11 protein-coding genes are annotated in these 14,913 nt (G+C 76.2%); 3 read left to right on the forward strand and 8 right to left on the reverse strand.

From position 1 onward, the window contains the following. The first annotated feature begins 29 nt into the window (after positions 1 to 29). Entirely contained in the window at positions 30 to 434 is a 405-nt protein-coding gene (locus B5Y66_RS19650) for a pyridoxamine 5'-phosphate oxidase family protein (RefSeq protein ID WP_079576273.1), read from the forward strand. A gap of 52 nt (positions 435 to 486) precedes the next feature. On the opposite strand, the gene B5Y66_RS19655 is transcribed toward B5Y66_RS19650, so the two are convergent. The 7 genes from B5Y66_RS19655 to B5Y66_RS19685 all read right to left on the reverse strand — a co-directional run bounded on the left by B5Y66_RS19655 (position 487) and on the right by B5Y66_RS19685 (position 7,608). Continuing rightward, positions 487 to 714, reverse strand: a complete 228-nt coding sequence (locus tag B5Y66_RS19655) for an RNA-binding S4 domain-containing protein (RefSeq protein ID WP_079576274.1) — start codon at positions 712 to 714, stop codon at positions 487 to 489. Between the two features lie 54 nt (positions 715 to 768). Further along, entirely contained in the window at positions 769 to 1,839 is a 1,071-nt protein-coding gene (locus B5Y66_RS19660) for an ornithine cyclodeaminase family protein (RefSeq protein ID WP_217700856.1), read from the reverse strand. After that, a complete protein-coding gene (locus B5Y66_RS19665; protein WP_079576275.1) occupies positions 1,836 to 2,762 on the reverse strand; it encodes an ABC transporter permease in 927 nt (308 codons plus the stop codon). Before B5Y66_RS19665 ends, B5Y66_RS19660 begins: the two co-directional genes overlap by 4 nt. After that, positions 2,759 to 4,021, reverse strand: a complete 1,263-nt coding sequence (locus B5Y66_RS19670) for an ABC transporter permease subunit (RefSeq protein ID WP_079576276.1) — start codon at positions 4,019 to 4,021, stop codon at positions 2,759 to 2,761. Before B5Y66_RS19670 ends, B5Y66_RS19665 begins: the two co-directional genes overlap by 4 nt. Continuing rightward, a complete protein-coding gene (locus B5Y66_RS19675) occupies positions 4,018 to 5,646 on the reverse strand; it encodes an ABC transporter ATP-binding protein (protein ID WP_079576277.1) in 1,629 nt (542 codons plus the stop codon). The genes B5Y66_RS19670 and B5Y66_RS19675 overlap by 4 nt, the downstream gene beginning before the upstream one ends. A gap of 83 nt (positions 5,647 to 5,729) precedes the next feature. Then, positions 5,730 to 6,782: a BMP family ABC transporter substrate-binding protein gene (locus B5Y66_RS19680; protein ID WP_079576278.1), complete on the reverse strand. Its 1,053-nt coding sequence runs from the start codon at positions 6,780 to 6,782 to the stop codon at positions 5,730 to 5,732. A gap of 106 nt (positions 6,783 to 6,888) precedes the next feature. Next, positions 6,889 to 7,608: a GntR family transcriptional regulator gene (locus B5Y66_RS19685; RefSeq protein WP_079576368.1), complete on the reverse strand. Its 720-nt coding sequence runs from the start codon at positions 7,606 to 7,608 to the stop codon at positions 6,889 to 6,891. 108 nt (positions 7,609 to 7,716) lie between these two features. Here B5Y66_RS19685 and hisD point away from each other — a divergent pair, with 108 nt between their 5' ends. Together hisD and B5Y66_RS19695 are read left to right on the forward strand one after the other, a co-directional pair. Continuing rightward, complete coding sequence (gene hisD / locus B5Y66_RS19690; RefSeq protein WP_079576279.1) at positions 7,717 to 9,042, forward strand: histidinol dehydrogenase; 1,326 nt, start codon at positions 7,717 to 7,719, stop codon at positions 9,040 to 9,042. Between the two features lie 109 nt (positions 9,043 to 9,151). Continuing rightward, complete coding sequence (locus B5Y66_RS19695) at positions 9,152 to 12,475, forward strand: DEAD/DEAH box helicase (RefSeq protein ID WP_079576280.1); 3,324 nt, start codon at positions 9,152 to 9,154, stop codon at positions 12,473 to 12,475. Between the two features lie 39 nt (positions 12,476 to 12,514). Here the strand turns inward: B5Y66_RS19695 and B5Y66_RS19700 are convergent, their stop codons facing one another. Further along, the gene (locus B5Y66_RS19700) at positions 12,515 to 14,779 is read right to left on the reverse strand and encodes a RecQ family ATP-dependent DNA helicase (RefSeq protein WP_079576369.1); all 2,265 of its coding nucleotides are present in this window, start codon (positions 14,777 to 14,779) and stop codon (positions 12,515 to 12,517) included. Between the last annotated feature and the right edge of the window lie 134 nt (positions 14,780 to 14,913).

The following is a 14,913-nucleotide window of genomic DNA, read 5'->3' on the forward strand; positions in this document are numbered from 1 at the left end:
TCCTGCTGGGGCCGTCGTAGGCTCGGGGCGTGTTCCGCCTCAACCCCGAGCAGCTCGTGTTCGTCACCGAGCGCCATCTCGCCACCCTGACGACGCTGCGCGCCGACGGCAGCCCGCACGTCGTCCCCGTCGCCTTCACCTGGGACACGGACGCGGGCGTCGCGCGGACCACGGCGCGCCGCTCGTCGACCAAGGTGGCCAACGCGCGGCGGGCGGCGGCGGACGGGAGCCGTCCCCGCGCCGCGCTGTGCCAGGTGGACGGCGGCCGGTGGCTGACGCTCGAGGGCACGATCGAGGTGAGCGAGGACCCGGACGAGGTGGCGGACGCCGTCGTGCGGTACACGAAGCGCTATCGCCCGCTGGAGCACGACCCCGAGCGCGTGGTCCTGCGCCTCACCCCGGACCGCGCGATGGCCTCCACCTACATGGCGTGAGGCCGGCGGCCCCGTCGCAGGACCGCCGCGGGCCGCCGCGGCGCCGGTCGCGTCAGGCCACGACGGCGGACTCGTCGCCCTCGGGCTGGGACACCGTCACCCGGTCGCCGCGGACCAGCTGACGGCCGCGGCGGGTCTCGGGCTCCTCGTTGACCCGGACCTCGCCGTCGGCCACCAGGTCGCGGGCGTGGGTGCCGGACTCCGCGAGACCGGCCAGCTTGAGGAACTGACCCAGCCGGATCACGTCGTCGCGGATGGGGACCTCGATCGGGGCGCTCATGGCCCCATTGTCCGCCCTTGTGGGCGGCGCCCCGTCGCCACGCGTCGCCGCGGGTCAGGCGGCCAGGTCGACCGCGACGCCCCGGCCCGTCGCGCGCGCCCGCTCGACGAGCACGGCGCCGAGCGCGACGTCGAGCAGGCCCAGCCCGACGGAGTCGAAGAGGGTGACCTCGTCCGGTGCGCGGCGACCGGTCTCGCGGCCGGTCACGACGTCCCCGAGCTCGAGGCGGCACGCGTCGGTGTCGATGGCTCCCTCGGCGATGGCGAGGAGCGCGTCGCCGGACTCGTGCAGCGCGGTCGCCACGGAGTCGACCACGACGCGGGAGCGCGCCATGGCGGCTCCGTCCACCTCGCGGTGGTCGGGCCGGGGAGGTGCGCCGACGACGTTCACGTGCAGGCCCGGCGTGAACCACGCACCCTGGACGAGGGGGTCGCGGGCGGGCGTCAGCGTGCACACGATGTCGGCGGGCCGGACTGCCGCCTCCGGCGAACCGACCGCTTCCACGGTCAGGTCCGGCCGGTGCTCGGCGACCAGCGCGGCGAACGCCGCGACGCGCTCCGCCGTGCGGGACCAGACGAGGACGCGCTCGAGAGGGCGGACCTCGGCCAGCGCGCGCACGTGCTCGAGCGCCAGCGCGCCCGCGCCGACGAGGCCGAGCACTCGGGCGTCCTCGTGTGCCAGCCACCGGGTCGCCACGGCGCTCGCCGCCGCCGTGCGCAGCCGGGTGGGGACTGCGCCGTCGAGCACCGCGACGGGGGCGCCCGTGACGGAGTCGACGAGCACCAGGACGGACCGCTGGGCCGGCAGGCCGCGGTCGCGGTTGCCGGGGACGTCGGCGAGCAGCTTCGAGCCGGCGAGGCCGGCCCGGCCTGAGACGGCGGTCATGGGCAGGAAGTGCGCGGCCGGGTCGAGCGCCGCGACGGTGAGCGGCGCCTGGGCGGCGACCCGGTCGGCGAGGTCGGCGAAGGCCTGCTCGACGAGATCGACCACCTCCCCGGGCGTGACCAGCCCGGTGAGGTCGGAACGGGAGAGGACGAGAGGCACGGGCGCTCCAGCGAGGTCGGTGGGGAGGTCGGAGGTGGGGGCGATGTCGGGGCCGGCGCGGCATGGCGTGACGGCGCTCATGCCGTGCGCCCGAGCCGGACGAAGGGCGTGGTGAGGCCCGACGGCGGGCGGCTGTGGGTGACGAGCCCGGCGACGGCCAGCAGGGCGAGGACGTACGGCAGCATGACGAGCAGCGCGAACGGCACGTCCACCCCCAGCGCGGGAAGCGTGAACTGCAGCGCCTGCGCCAGCCCGAAGACCAGGGCCGCGACGGCGACGCCGACGGGGCGCCAGCTCCCGGCGATCACGGCCACGACCGCGAGGTAGCCGGCACCTGCCGTCATGTTGTCCGTGAAGGTGTGCACCTCCGCGAGGGCCAGCTGGGTGCCCGCGAGCCCGGACAGCACCCCGACGACGAGCACCGCCAGGAACCTGACGCGCCGCACCGGGACCCCCGCGCGGTCGGCGCTCGCCGCGTCCTCGCCGACGGCGCTCAGGGCGATGCCCCACGTCGTGCGGCGCGACGTGAGGAAGCCGAGCCCGACGACCACCGCCAGCAGGACGTACGCGAGGCCGGTCTGCTGGAACAGCGCGGGTCCGAGGACGGGGAGGTCGGAGAGCCAGGGCACCGCGACCCGGTCGAAGCCGGGGACGACGGTCCCGCGCTCGAGGAGCAGGCGGGCGCCGAAGGTGGTGCCGGCGAGCGCGAGCGCGTTCGCGGCGATGCCGGTGACGATCTGGTCCGCGCGCAGGACGACGCTCAGGAGGGCCTGCAGGAGCCCGGCCAAGAGCCCCGCAGCGGCGCCGCAGGCGACGCCGACCAGGGCGGACCCCGTGGTGGTGGCCCCGACGACGGACGCGAAGGCGCCGGTGAGCATCATGCCCTCGACGCTCATGGTCAGGACGCCCGACCGCTCGCCCACGAGCTCACCGCTCGCGGCGACGAGGACGGGGACGGCCAGGGCGACGCCTGCGGCGAGCAGGTCGGTGAGGGTGTCGATCACGGGGTCGCCTCCGCTCGGGGGGACGTCGGGTCGGGGCGGTGCGCGCGCCGTGGCCGGGCCGCGCGGACGGCCCAGATCGCGGTGCCGGCGATGCCGAGGATGAGGAGGCTCTCCGCGACCTGCGTGAGCGACGCGGGGACCCCGGCGGCGAGCTGCAGGTTGATACCGCCCGACACGAGGAAGCCGAGCGCGGTCGCCACGGCCACCGCGGCGGCGCACGACCCGCGCGCCAGCAGACCCACGACGAGGCCGGAGAACCCGTACCCCGACGAGATGCCGTCGTCGAGCACGTGCGGCGCGGAAGCGACGAGGACGCCGCCGGCGACCCCCGCGGCAGCCCCGGCGCCGGTCAGGGCGGAGAACCGGAGCCGGTCGACGCCCAGCCCCAGGCGGTGCGCCGCGGGCCGGGACAGCCCGACGGCCGCCAGCCGGATGCCGGTTCCGGTGCGATGCAGGACGAGCGCCACGACTCCCGCCGCGGCGAGCGCGAGCACCGGCGCGACGGTGGCGGGCGAGCCCGGGATCCCCAGGAGCGGCAGGTGCGCCGCCTCCACGAGCGGAGCGGACTGCGGGAGGGTCTCCGAGCTGGTCACGGGCTGGCGCAGGAGCGCCTCCTCGTGCACGGCGAGGACGAGGACGGCGGCACCGACGAAGTTGAGCAGCAGCGTGGTGATGACCTCGCTCACCCCGCGCCGGACGGCGAGCCAGGCGGCGATCGCCGCCCATCCTGCGCCACCGGCGGCGGCGGCGAGCAGGACGAGGGGCAGGGCCAGGGCCGGGGGCACGCTCGGCGGCAGGGCGGTGCCGACCGCGGTGGCGGCGACCGCCCCCACGCAGATCTGGCCCTCGCCGCCCACGTTGACCAGGCCCGCGCGGTGCGCGAGGAGGAACCCGGCGGCCACCAGGAGCAGGACCGCCGCGGTGTTGACGGCCGAGCCGATCGCGTACGGGGTCCCGACCATCCCGTCCCAGAGGGCCGCGGCCGCCTCGGCGGGCGGCGCGCCGGCGAGCGCGGCGAGCACGGCGCTGACCGCCAGGGCTCCGGCGACGGCCGCGGTCGGGACGAGGACGGGTGCCAGGTCGCGGAGCCGGGCCGCCGGTCCGCCCGGGCGAGAAGCGGTCGGCGAGCTCGGTGACCCGGGTGGCGGTGCGGGTCGTGTCTCGGGTGGTGACGGGGGTGGCGACGCGGGCGGCGACCCCGGCTCGGGCTGCCCCGGGGCGCCCTGCGCGGCGGCGGTGGCTCGTGCGGCGAGGGTCATGCGGCTGCTCCCGTCATGAGGTGCGCGACCTGGTCGCGAGCGTCCGGTGCGTCGGTGGGCACGGGCCCGCTGAGCCGACCTCGGTAGGCGACGTGCACGCGGTCGCACGTCGCGAGGAGCTCCGAGAGCTCGCTCGAGACCACCAGCACGGCCACGCCGGAGGTGGCGGCGTCGCGCAGTCGGGTGACGACGTCGTCGACGGCGCCGAGGTCGAGGCCGCGCGTCGGCTGGGCGGCGACGACGCAGCGGAGCGGGTCGAGGCTGAGCTCGCGGGCGAGCACGGCCTTCTGCTGGTTCCCGCCCGAGAGCGAGGAGAGGGGCGCGTCGAGGTCGGCGGCCCGGACGTCGAACCGGGCGGCGAGGTCGCGGGCGTCGGCCCGCAGCGCGCGGCGGTCGAGGAGACCGAACCGCCGGTAGGCGCCGAGGCGCCCGAGGAGGAGGTTCGTCGTGACGCTGAGCGCCGGCACGACGGCCTCGTGGTGCCGGTCCTCGGGGACGACGCCGAGGCCGAGCGCCGTGCGCCGCCCGGGCGTCGCGCGGGTGATGTCGTCCCCGTCGAGCAGGACCTGTCCAGCACTCGGGCCGCGCGCCCCGGACAGCGCGGCGACCAGCTCGCTCTGGCCGTTGCCCTCCACGCCCGCGATCCCGACGACCTCGCCGTGCCCCACGGCCAGGTCGACGCCGTCCACGAGCCGCGCGCCGTCCGCGTCCTCGACGACGAGGCCGCGGACGTCCAGCACGGCGGGCGGGCGTTCGCCCGGCACGGGCACGCCCGGACGGGGAGCCGCGGCCGTCGCTCCGACGTCGACGCTCGCGGCGAGCACCGGGTCGAGCATCCGGACGTCCCGTCCGATCATCAGGGGGACGAGGTCCGCGGCGCTGAGCGCGCCGGTCCCGACGTCGTCGCGCAAGGTCCCGACGTCGTCGGTCGTGCGCGCGATCCGCCCGCCCCCGACGACCCGGCCGCCGCGCAGCACCGTGGCGCGGTCGCCGACCCGCATCACCTCGGCCAGCTTGTGGGTGATGAGCACCACGGCCGTCCCGGTGGCCGCGACACGGCGGCAGGTCGCCAGCAGGCGCTCGACGTCCGCCGGCCCGAGCACGCCTGTGGGCTCGTCGAGCAGCAGCAGGCGGGGACGGTCGAGCAGGGCACGGACGATCTCGACCTGCTGGCGGGCTCCGACGCTGAGCGACCCCGTGACCGCCGCCGGGTCGACGCGCAGGCCCAGGTCCTGCTCGATCTCCCCGAGCCGCTCCGCGAGCCCCGCCCGGTCGGGGCGCAGCCGCCGCCCGCGCCCGAGCAGGAGGTTCTCCTGCACGGTGAGCGTGGGCACCAGCGAGAAGTGCTGGTGGACCATGCCGACGCCGAGGCGGAGCGCCTCGGCGGGGGAGGCGGGGGAGTACGGCGCGCCGTCGAGGAGCAGCTCGCCGCGGGTGGGCGGCAGGGTGCCGAAGACGAGGTGGCACAACGTCGACTTGCCGGCGCCGTTCTCCCCGAGCACGCAGTGCACCTCGCCGGCGGCGACCGTGAGGTCGACGTCGTCGAGCGCGGTGTGCGTGCCGAAACGGCGGGTGACGCCGCGGAGCTCGAGCGCGGGCGTGGCCGTCGGCTGCGGTGGGGGCACGGGACCTCCTGGGCGGGTGGGCGGTGTGGTGCCGGGCGGGTGGCCGGGGCAGTGGCCGGGCGGACGGACCGGAGGAAGGCCCGTCAGTACGGGGTGACGTCGCCGCCGGCGACGGAGTCGGTGATCGTCGCGAGCGCGTCCGCGATCTCGGGGTCGTCGTCGCACAGCACGAACTCGGTGCCGCCGCGCTCGGACGTCAGCCCGAACGGCACCTGCGCCGCTTCCCACGTGCCGTCCAGGACGGACTGCACGGCGTACTCGACCTCCGTGCCGATGTCCGTGCGGACGTACCCGGCGTACGGCGCGGTGCACTCGCCGGGGATCGGGCCGCCGATCATCGCGGCGCCCGCGTCGTCCGCGGCCTGCTCGATGCCCTGCTTGCCGAGGTTGACGATCTGCCCCACGACGTCGACGCCGACGCCGAAGTTCGCCGCGGCGGCCTGCTTCGCCTTCGCCGGGTCGTTGAAGTCGCCGAGGAACTGCGGCGTCACCACCGTGGTGCCGGGGACGGCGGCCTCGGCGCCGTTCGCGAAGGCGGCGGAGGCGTTGACGATGGCGGGCAGCTCGACGCCGCCGATGAACCCGATCTTCCCGGTGGACGACGACAGGGCGGCGACGGCGCCCGAGAGGTACTCGGCCTCGGCCTGCTGCGGGTCGTAGTAGGCGAGGTTCTCGAGCGGCTCCGCGTCGGCCGGGCCGCCGATCTCGACGAAGGTGACGTCGGGGAACTGCGGGGCCACCTTGCGCAGGTCGGCGTCGGTCTGCCCGCCCACGGAGATCACGAGGTCGGAGCCCCCGGCGAGCCGCACCAGGGTCTGCTCGTAGTCGGCCGCGGCGACCTCCTCCACGAACGACATGTCGACCTCGTCGCCCAGCTCCTCCTCGACGCGCTGGTACCCCAGGTACGCCGACTGCATGAACCCGGTGTCCGAGGTCGAACCGGGCAGGAACACGCCCACGGCCAGCGGGCCGTCGGCCGTCGGGTCGGTGCCGGAGGCCGCGGGGGTGCCGCACGCCGTGAGGGCGAGCAGCCCGGCGGTGCCGAGTGCGACGGCCCGGACCTGGGGGGTCGGTGCCCCGGGGCGTGGCCGGGTGCGGTGGGTACGGGGACCGGTGCCGGGTCGGGGGCTGCGCATGGTCGTCCTCCAGTGAGTTAGCGGTATACCACTAATGGAGGAGTCTCGGGACGCCGTGTTTCCGGGGGGTCAACCGGCCGTAAATGGTGCGTGACCGTCCCGGCGGTCAGCCGGGGCGCCGGCTCCGGTTGCGCGACCGGGTCGCCTCGACGGGATCGATCGGGGAGGACGCCCAGGTCTCGGCGAGCGCGAGGCTCGGCTCGCGCCCCGAGGCCACGTGTCGCTGCGCGAGCGCGCCGACGGTCTCCGCGTCGCGGGCCTCGATCGCCGCCAGCATCGCCGCGTGCTCCTCGCACTGCTCGCGGGTGTCCCGCTGCTTCGTGAGGTGGAAGAGCCAGCGCACGCGGGCGTCGAGCGGCGCGAGCATCGACCGCAGCAGCGCGTTGCCGCAGGCCTGGACGACCGCCGCGTGGAAGCCGGCGTTCGCGGCGGCCGTCGCGGCGTCGTCGTGGGCGTCGAGGGCGTGGCGCGCGGCCTGCACCGCGGTCGCCATCGCCTCGAGGTCGGCAGTCGTGCGCCGCAGCGCCGCGAGCCTGAAGGCGAGCACCTCGACGCTCTCGCGGACCTCGAAGATCTGCTCGACGTCCTCGCGCGTGAAGGGGGCGACGAGCGCGCCCTGCCGCGGTACCAGGATCACGAGCCCTTCACTCTCGAGCTGCTGCAGCGCCTCGCGGAGCGGGACGCGCGAGACGCCGAGCTCGGCGGCGATGTCCCGCTCGACCAGACGCTGCCCGGGGTGGAGGTCGAGGCCGATGATGCGGGCTTTGATGGTCTCGTAGGCGGTCTCGCGCAGCGAGCGGCCGTCGTCGCGAGGTGCCGGGAGCATGGTCACCCACCGATCCTAGGGAGCGGGCCGCCGGTGCGTCGTCCTGCCCGCCGTCCGTCCTCCGGTCGGGACGGATGTCGGCCACGGGGCCCGACCTAGACTGGTCGGGTGATCCGACGCATCGACCTCCGCGGGCAGGACCTGGCCCGCACCGAGCTGCTCGGGGTGCTGCCGCGCCCCGAGATCGGGGTGGACCAGGCCGTCCAGGCCGTGACCCCGATCATCGCCGACGTGCGGTCCCGCGGCGCCGCCGCGCTGCGGGACCTGTCCGAGCGCCTCGACGGGGTGCGGCCGGAGCATCTGCGCGTCCCGGCAGCGGCGCTGTCCGACGCTCTCGCCTCGCTCGACCCGCAGGTGCGGGCCGGGCTGGAGGAGGCGATCCGGCGCGTGCGCGCCGTGCACGCTGCCCAGGTGCCCACGGAGCACGCGACGCAGGTGGCGCCGGGTGCCGTGGTGCGGCAGCGATGGGTCCCGGTGCAGCGCGTGGGTCTCTACGTGCCCGGCGGGCGTGCGGTCTACCCGTCGTCGGTGATCATGAACGTCGTCGCGGCGCAGGAGGCCGGAGTGCCCGGTCTCGCGGTCGCGTCGCCGCCCCAGAAGGACGCCGGCGGCCTGCCGCACCCGACGATCCTCGCGGCCTGCGCCCTGCTCGGCGTGGACGAGGTCTACGGGGTCGGCGGGGCCCAGGCGGTCGCCATGTTCGCGTACGGCGCCGCGGGCAGCGAGCCGCAGGACGGGGACGTCCTGTGCGCGCCGGTGGACGTGGTGACGGGGCCGGGCAACGTCTACGTCACGGCGGCCAAGCGCCTGGTGCGCGGCGTCGTCGGCATCGACGCGGAGGCGGGGCCCACGGAGATCGCCGTGCTCGCCGACGCCACCGCGGATCCGGGGCACGTGGCTCTCGACCTCATCAGCCAGGCCGAGCACGACCCGATGGCGGCCTCCGTGCTGGTCACCCCGTCCGTGGAGCTGGCCGGCGCCGTGGAGGCGCGGCTCAGCGACCTGGTGAGCTCGACGAAGCACTCGGCGCGCGTCATGCAGGCGCTGGGCGGTCCGCAGTCGGCGGTCGTGCTCGTGGACGACCTGGAGCAGGGTCTCGCGGTCGTGGACGCCTACGGTGCCGAGCACCTCGAGATCCAGACGGAGGGCGCCGCGGAGCTCGCGGAGCGCGTGCGCTCGGCCGGGGCGATCTTCGTCGGGCCGTGGTCGCCGGTCTCCCTGGGGGACTACATGGCGGGCAGCAACCACGTGCTGCCCACCGGCGGGTCCGCGCACTTCTCCAGCGGCCTCGGCGTGCACGCGTACCTCAAGTCCGTCCAGGTGGTCGAGTACACCCGGGACGCGCTCGAGGAGCTCGCGGACCGGATCGTCGCGGTCGCGAACGACGAGGACCTGCCGGCGCACGGCGAGGCCGTGCGCGGCCGCTTCCTCTGAGCAGCTTCGCCCGGCTGTCGGCGCCCTCCGGGCGGCGCGACGAAATAGTGTGCCAAGCGGCACGGTCGACCCCGCCCGTCGCGTCGGAGGCCCGTGCGAGCATGGACGCATGCCCGCGCCGCCACCCCGCCTCGACCCGGTCGCGGTGGGCGACGTCGTCGGGAGCGCGGCATTCCGGCGTGCCCAGGGCTACCAGCGCGCGGGCATGGTGCGTACCTGGCGGTGGGACGCCGATGCGTGCGTCCTGACCGCCCGGGTGGCAGGGAGCGGCCCGCAGCCGTACACGTGCAGGGTCTCGTTCACGGTCGGCACCGACGGACGGTACGCGTACGGGTCGTCGACGTGCAGCTGCCCCGTCCGTGCGGACTGCAAGCACGTCGCGGCCGTGCTCCTGCACGTCGGGGCACAGCCCGGGGCGGCCGACGCCGGCAAGTTCGACGACGGTGGTGGTGACGGCGCCCCCGAGGGCTGGCGAGGACGCCTCGCCGCGGTGACCGGCGTGTCGGGGGCCCGCACCGCGGACGCCGACGAGGTCGCCGCCCGCGGCGGCGGTGTCCTGCCCGTGGCGCTGCGCTTCCGCCTCGACGAGGCGTTCGGCGACCTCCCGACCCAGCTCTCGGTGCGACCCGTGGTGCGCGGCAGGACGGGCTGGAAGGTCGCGCCGGAGGCGAGCTGGGAGGCGCTCGCCACCGGCCTGTACGCATTCGCGGACGTGCGCGCCACCCCGGCGCCCGAGGTGCGCCGCTGGTTCGCGGACCTCGGCTCCGCCCTCGCCGACGGCGGCGGGTTCGGCCGCGCCCGCCAGGCGTGGCGCCCGCTCGCGGCCGGCGGCCGCGGGCTGTGGGCGCTGCTCGCCGAGGCGTCCGACCTGGAGATCCCCCTCGTCGCGCACGGTGCGCGCGACGAGGTGCGGCTGGCGCGGGTCGCCGAGGCTCGCCTCGTGGTGGGCGCGGCGGGCGACGGGGTGCGCCTCGACCCGGTCCTCGCCTTCGACGGCGCGGACGCGCCGGCCGGGGCCGCGCTCGGCGCGGTGGGGGACACGGGGCTGTTCGCGGCCGACACACAGGACCGGCGGACGGTGCTGCGTGTCGGTCCGACCCCGCGGCGCCTGGGCGACGCGGCGCGCGAGCTCGTCGTCGTCGGGCGGGTGGACGTCCCCGCCGCCGACGTCGCGGAGCTGTTCGCCGACCATCTGCCGGTGCTGCGCCGGGCGGTGCGCGTGGTGTCCTCCGGCTCCGTCGAGCTGCCCGACCCGCCGCGTCCCGTGCTGGTGGCCGAGGTCGGCTTCGTGTCTCCCGAGCACGCGCGGCTGGCCTGGACCTTCGAGTACTCGCCCCCCGACGGCGCGGTCCGTCGCGTCCCGCTGGACGGGGCGACGTCGGAACCGGTGCGCGACCCGGACGCCGAGGCGGAGATCCGGGACAAGGCGCAGGCCGCCGTGCGCGGGGTGGCGGGGTTCGAGCGGTTCGACCTCGTGGCCCGGACGGAGCTGCGGGGGCTGGACGCCCTCGACCTCGCCCACGCGGTCCTGCCGGCGCTCGCGGCCACCGGCGACGTGCGGGTGGCCGCGACCGACGTTCCGCACTACCTGCACCTCGACGCCGCGCCGAGGGTCGTCGTGTCCGGGGCGCCCTCCGGCGACTCGGACTGGCTCGATCTCGGCATCTCCGTGACCGTCGCGGGCAAGGAGCTGCCCTTCACGCGCCTGTTCACGGCGCTCGCGCGCGGCGACGAGCGGCTCCTGCTCGTCGACGGGTCGTGGCTCCGGCTCGACCAGCCGGTGCTGGGCCGGCTGCGCGACCTCATCACCGAGGCCACCGCGCTGAGCGACCGCCCCGGGAAGGCCCGGGTCAGCCGGTACGACGCCCACTTGTGGGGCGAGCTCGAGGACCTGGCGGACGTCGTGGAAGCCGCAGCGGCGTGGCGGCGCGCGCTGGCCGGCCTGCGATCCCTCGCCGCGGGGGGCAGCGCGCCGGAGCCCGCCGCCGTGCCGGACGGTGTACGGGCGGTGCTCAGGCCGTACCAGCGGGAGGCGTTCGAGTGGCTGACGTTCCTGTGGGACCACGGGCTGGGCGGGATCCTGGCCGACGACATGGGGCTCGGCAAGACGGTCGAGACGCTGACCTTCCTCGCGCACGCCCGGACGCAGGCGCCGGGCTCGCCGCCGTTCGTCGTCGTGGCACCCGCGTCCGTGGTCGGGAACTGGGTGGACGAGGCGGCCCGCTTCACCCCCGACCTGCGGGTGGTGGCGATGCCGGCCACGGCGCGCACGCTGGGGACCGAGGTGGCGGACCTCGCCGCCGAGGCCGACGTCGTCGTGACCTCGTACGCCGTCTTCCGCCTCGAGTTCGACGCGTTCGACGCCCTCGACTGGGGCGGGCTGATCCTCGACGAGGCCCAGGTCGCGAAGAACCCGCGCACCCGGGCGCACGAGACGGCGCGACTGCTCGGCGCACCGTTCAAGCTGGCGATCACCGGCACCCCGCTCGAGAACAACCTGATGGAGCTCTGGGCGGTGCTCGCGATCGTCGCGCCGGGGCTGTACCCCTCGATGCACCGCTTCAAGGCGGAGACCGCCCGGGTGGTCGACGCCGCGGCCGCTGACGACGACCCGCAGGTGGTCGCGGCCGGCAACCGTGCCCTCGCCCGGCTCAAGCGCCGTATCCGCCCGCTGGTGCTGCGCCGGACCAAGGAGCAGGTCGCGCCGGAGCTGCCCGAGCGGACCGAGCGCGTGCTGCGCGTGCCGCTCACCCCTGACCACCGCAAGGTCTACGACACCCACCTGCAGCGCGAGCGCCAGCGGCTGCTCGGCCTGCTCGAGGACTTCGACGCCAACCGTGTGGCGATCTTCCGGTCGCTGACGACGCTGCGCCGCCTGGCGCTGGACGCCTCGCTGCTCGACGACGCCTACGCGCACGTCGGCTCCGCGAAGCTCGACGTGGTGACCGACGAGCTGACGGAGATCGCCGCCGAGGGGCACCGCGCGCTCGTCTTCTCGCAGTTCACGTCCTTCCTGCGGCGGGTCGAGGAGCGCTGCGCCGCCGCGGGGCTGCCCGTCGTCTACCTCGACGGCGCCACCCGGCGGCGCGCCGACGTCGTGCGGTCCTTCAGGGACGGGGACGCGCCGGTGTTCCTCATCTCGCTCAAGGCGGGCGGCGTGGGCCTCAACCTCACCGAGGCCGACTACGTCTACCTGCTCGACCCGTGGTGGAACCCGGCGGCGGAGGCGCAGGCCGTGGACCGCACCCACCGCATCGGGCAGACCCGCAACGTCGTGGTCACCCGCCTGGTGGCCCAGGACACGATCGAGGAGAAGGTCATGGCGCTCGCGCGGCGCAAGGCCGCCCTGTTCGACGCGGTGCTCGACGACGCCGCGGGCACGTTCGCGCGGGCGCTCGCGGCCGACGACGTCCGCGGCCTGCTGGACGGGTAGCCGTCGCCGGCCCGGGACGCCGCCGTCGGACCGGACGGGTCAGCGCACGCCGAGCACGAACGGGTGCACGCCCGATGCGCCGGCCTGGCGCAGCAGCCGGGCCGCCACAGTGAGCGTCCAGCCGGACTCCGTCCAGTCGTCCACCAGCAGCACGGTGCGCCCCGGCAGGCCCCGCAGGGCGGCGTCGCTCAGCTCCAACCGCAGGCGCTTGGCCACCCCCGCGAGTCGCATCGCCGAGTTCACGTCGTGCCGGTCGGGCTGCTCGGCGCCGTCGGCCGGGCCGACGGCCCCGATGAGCGGGACGCCGAGGTACGCGGCCAGCCCGGTCGCGAGGTGGTACGTGAGCTGCGGCCGGGTGGCCGACCGCACCGCGACCACGCCCTCGATCGCGTGCGGCCGCGTGGGGTCGCCGGAGCTCTCGCCGTCTGCGCCGTCTGCGCCGTCTGCGCCGTCCGCGCTGCCAGGGTGGATCGCGTCCCAGTCGTCGAGGACGCGTGCCGCGGCGTGCCGCAGGGGCACGGGCACCTCGCCGTCGGGGGCGCCTGCGGCGAACAGGTCGCGCAGAGGCCCGGACCAGCCCAGGCCGTCGAGGCGCGCCACCGCACGGCCCGGCTCTGCCCGCTCGTCGGGCGCGATCTTGCCCTTGAGGTCGAGGCCGAGCGCGGCGAGGCCGGACGGCCACATCGCGCGGGGGCCGACCTCCACGCCCGGCCGGTCCATGTCGGCGCGTGCGGCGGCGACGGCCTCGGCGTCCGGGACCGCCGGCAGCGTGACCCCGCCACAGCGGTCGCAGCGCCCGCAGGTCCAGCCGTCCGGCAGCTCCGGGTCGTCGAGCTGGGCGCGCAGGTACGCCATCCGGCACCCGGAGGTCGCCACGTAGTCGACCATCGCCTGCTGCTCCGCCTCGCGGGTGGCCTCCACGCGGGCGTACCGGTCGGCGTCGTAGGCCCACGGGAGGCCGGTGGCGACCCAGCCGCCCTGCACGCGCCGCACCGCGCCGTCGACGTCGAGCACCTTGAGCATCGTCTCCAGGCGGGAGCGCTTGAGGTCCACCTGGGTCTCGAGGGCCGCCGTGGACCGTGTGCCCTCGGCGCCGGACAGCGCGGCGAGGGTGGCGCGCACCTGCGGCTCGGCGGGGAACGCCTGGGACCCGAACCAGTCCCAGATGGCGCGGTCCTCGTGCCCCGGCAGCAGCACGACGACGGCGTCGTCCACGCCACGACCCGCGCGGCCCACCTGTTGGTAGTACGCGATGGGTGACGACGGCGCCCCGAGGTGCACGACGAACGCGAGGTCGGGCTTGTCGAAGCCCATGCCGAGGGCCGACGTCGCCACGAGCGCCTTGACCCGGTTGGACTTGAGGTCCTCCTCGAGCTGCTCCCGCTGGGTGGGGTCGGTGCGCCCGGTGTACGCGGCGACCGCGAGCCCGGCCCCGCGCAGCTGCTCCGCGACCTGCTCGGCGGCGGACACGGTGAGGCAGTACACGATCCCGGAGCCCTCGACGTCCTGCAGCGCCTCGACGAGCCACGCGACCCGGGTCGGCTGGTCGGGCAGCTCGAGCACGGCCAGGTGCAGCGACTCCCGGTCCAGTCCGCCGCGCAGCACCAGCACCTCGTCGGACGGCGCCTCGCCGGCGCCGTCGTCGGGAGCCGCGCCGTGCACCGCCAGTTGCTCGGCGACGTCGGCGGTGACGCGCGCGTTGGCGGTGGCCGTCGTGGCGAGCACGGGGATGCCCGGCGGCAGGTCGGCGAGCAGGGTGCGGATGCGGCGGTAGTCCGGGCGGAAGTCGTGGCCCCAGTCGGAGATGCAGTGCGCCTCGTCGATCACGACGAGGCCGGCGTCCGCCGCGAGCCGGGGGAGCACCTCGTCGCGGAACGCCGGGTTGTTGAGCCGCTCGGGGGAGCACAGCAGGACGTCCACCTCGCCGGCCGCGATCTCCGCGTGGATCTGGTCCCACTCGGTGACGTTCGAGGAGTTGATCGTCACGGCGCGGATCCCGGCACGGGCCGCGGCCGCGATCTGGTCGCGCATGAGCGCCAGGAGCGGGGACACGATGACGGTCGGCCCCGCGCCGCGGGAGCGCAGCAGCGACGTGGCGACGAAGTAGACGGCGGACTTGCCCCACCCGGTGCGCTGCACGACCAGCGCGCGACGACGGAAGGCGACCAGGGCCTCGATGGCGCGCCACTGGTCGTCGCGCAGCGTGGCGTCCTCGCGGCCGACGAGCGCGCGCAGAGACTCCTCCGCCTGCTCGCGCAGCGTGCCGCCGCCCTCGCCTGCGCTGTCGAGCAGGCCTCGGAGCATCGCGAGCTTCGCGCGCTTGGCGGCGTCGGTCGACGGAGCAGCCGGGGCCGCCGAGGGGGCTTCGGTTGCCGGTTCCGCGCCGCTGGGAGGCGCGTCCGCCGGCGCCGGGGCGGCGGGGCCGGGTTCGGGCTCGG

The organism is Krasilnikoviella flava, from assembly GCF_900167525.1.
GTDB lineage: Bacteria > Actinomycetota > Actinomycetes > Actinomycetales > Cellulomonadaceae > Isoptericola > Isoptericola flavus.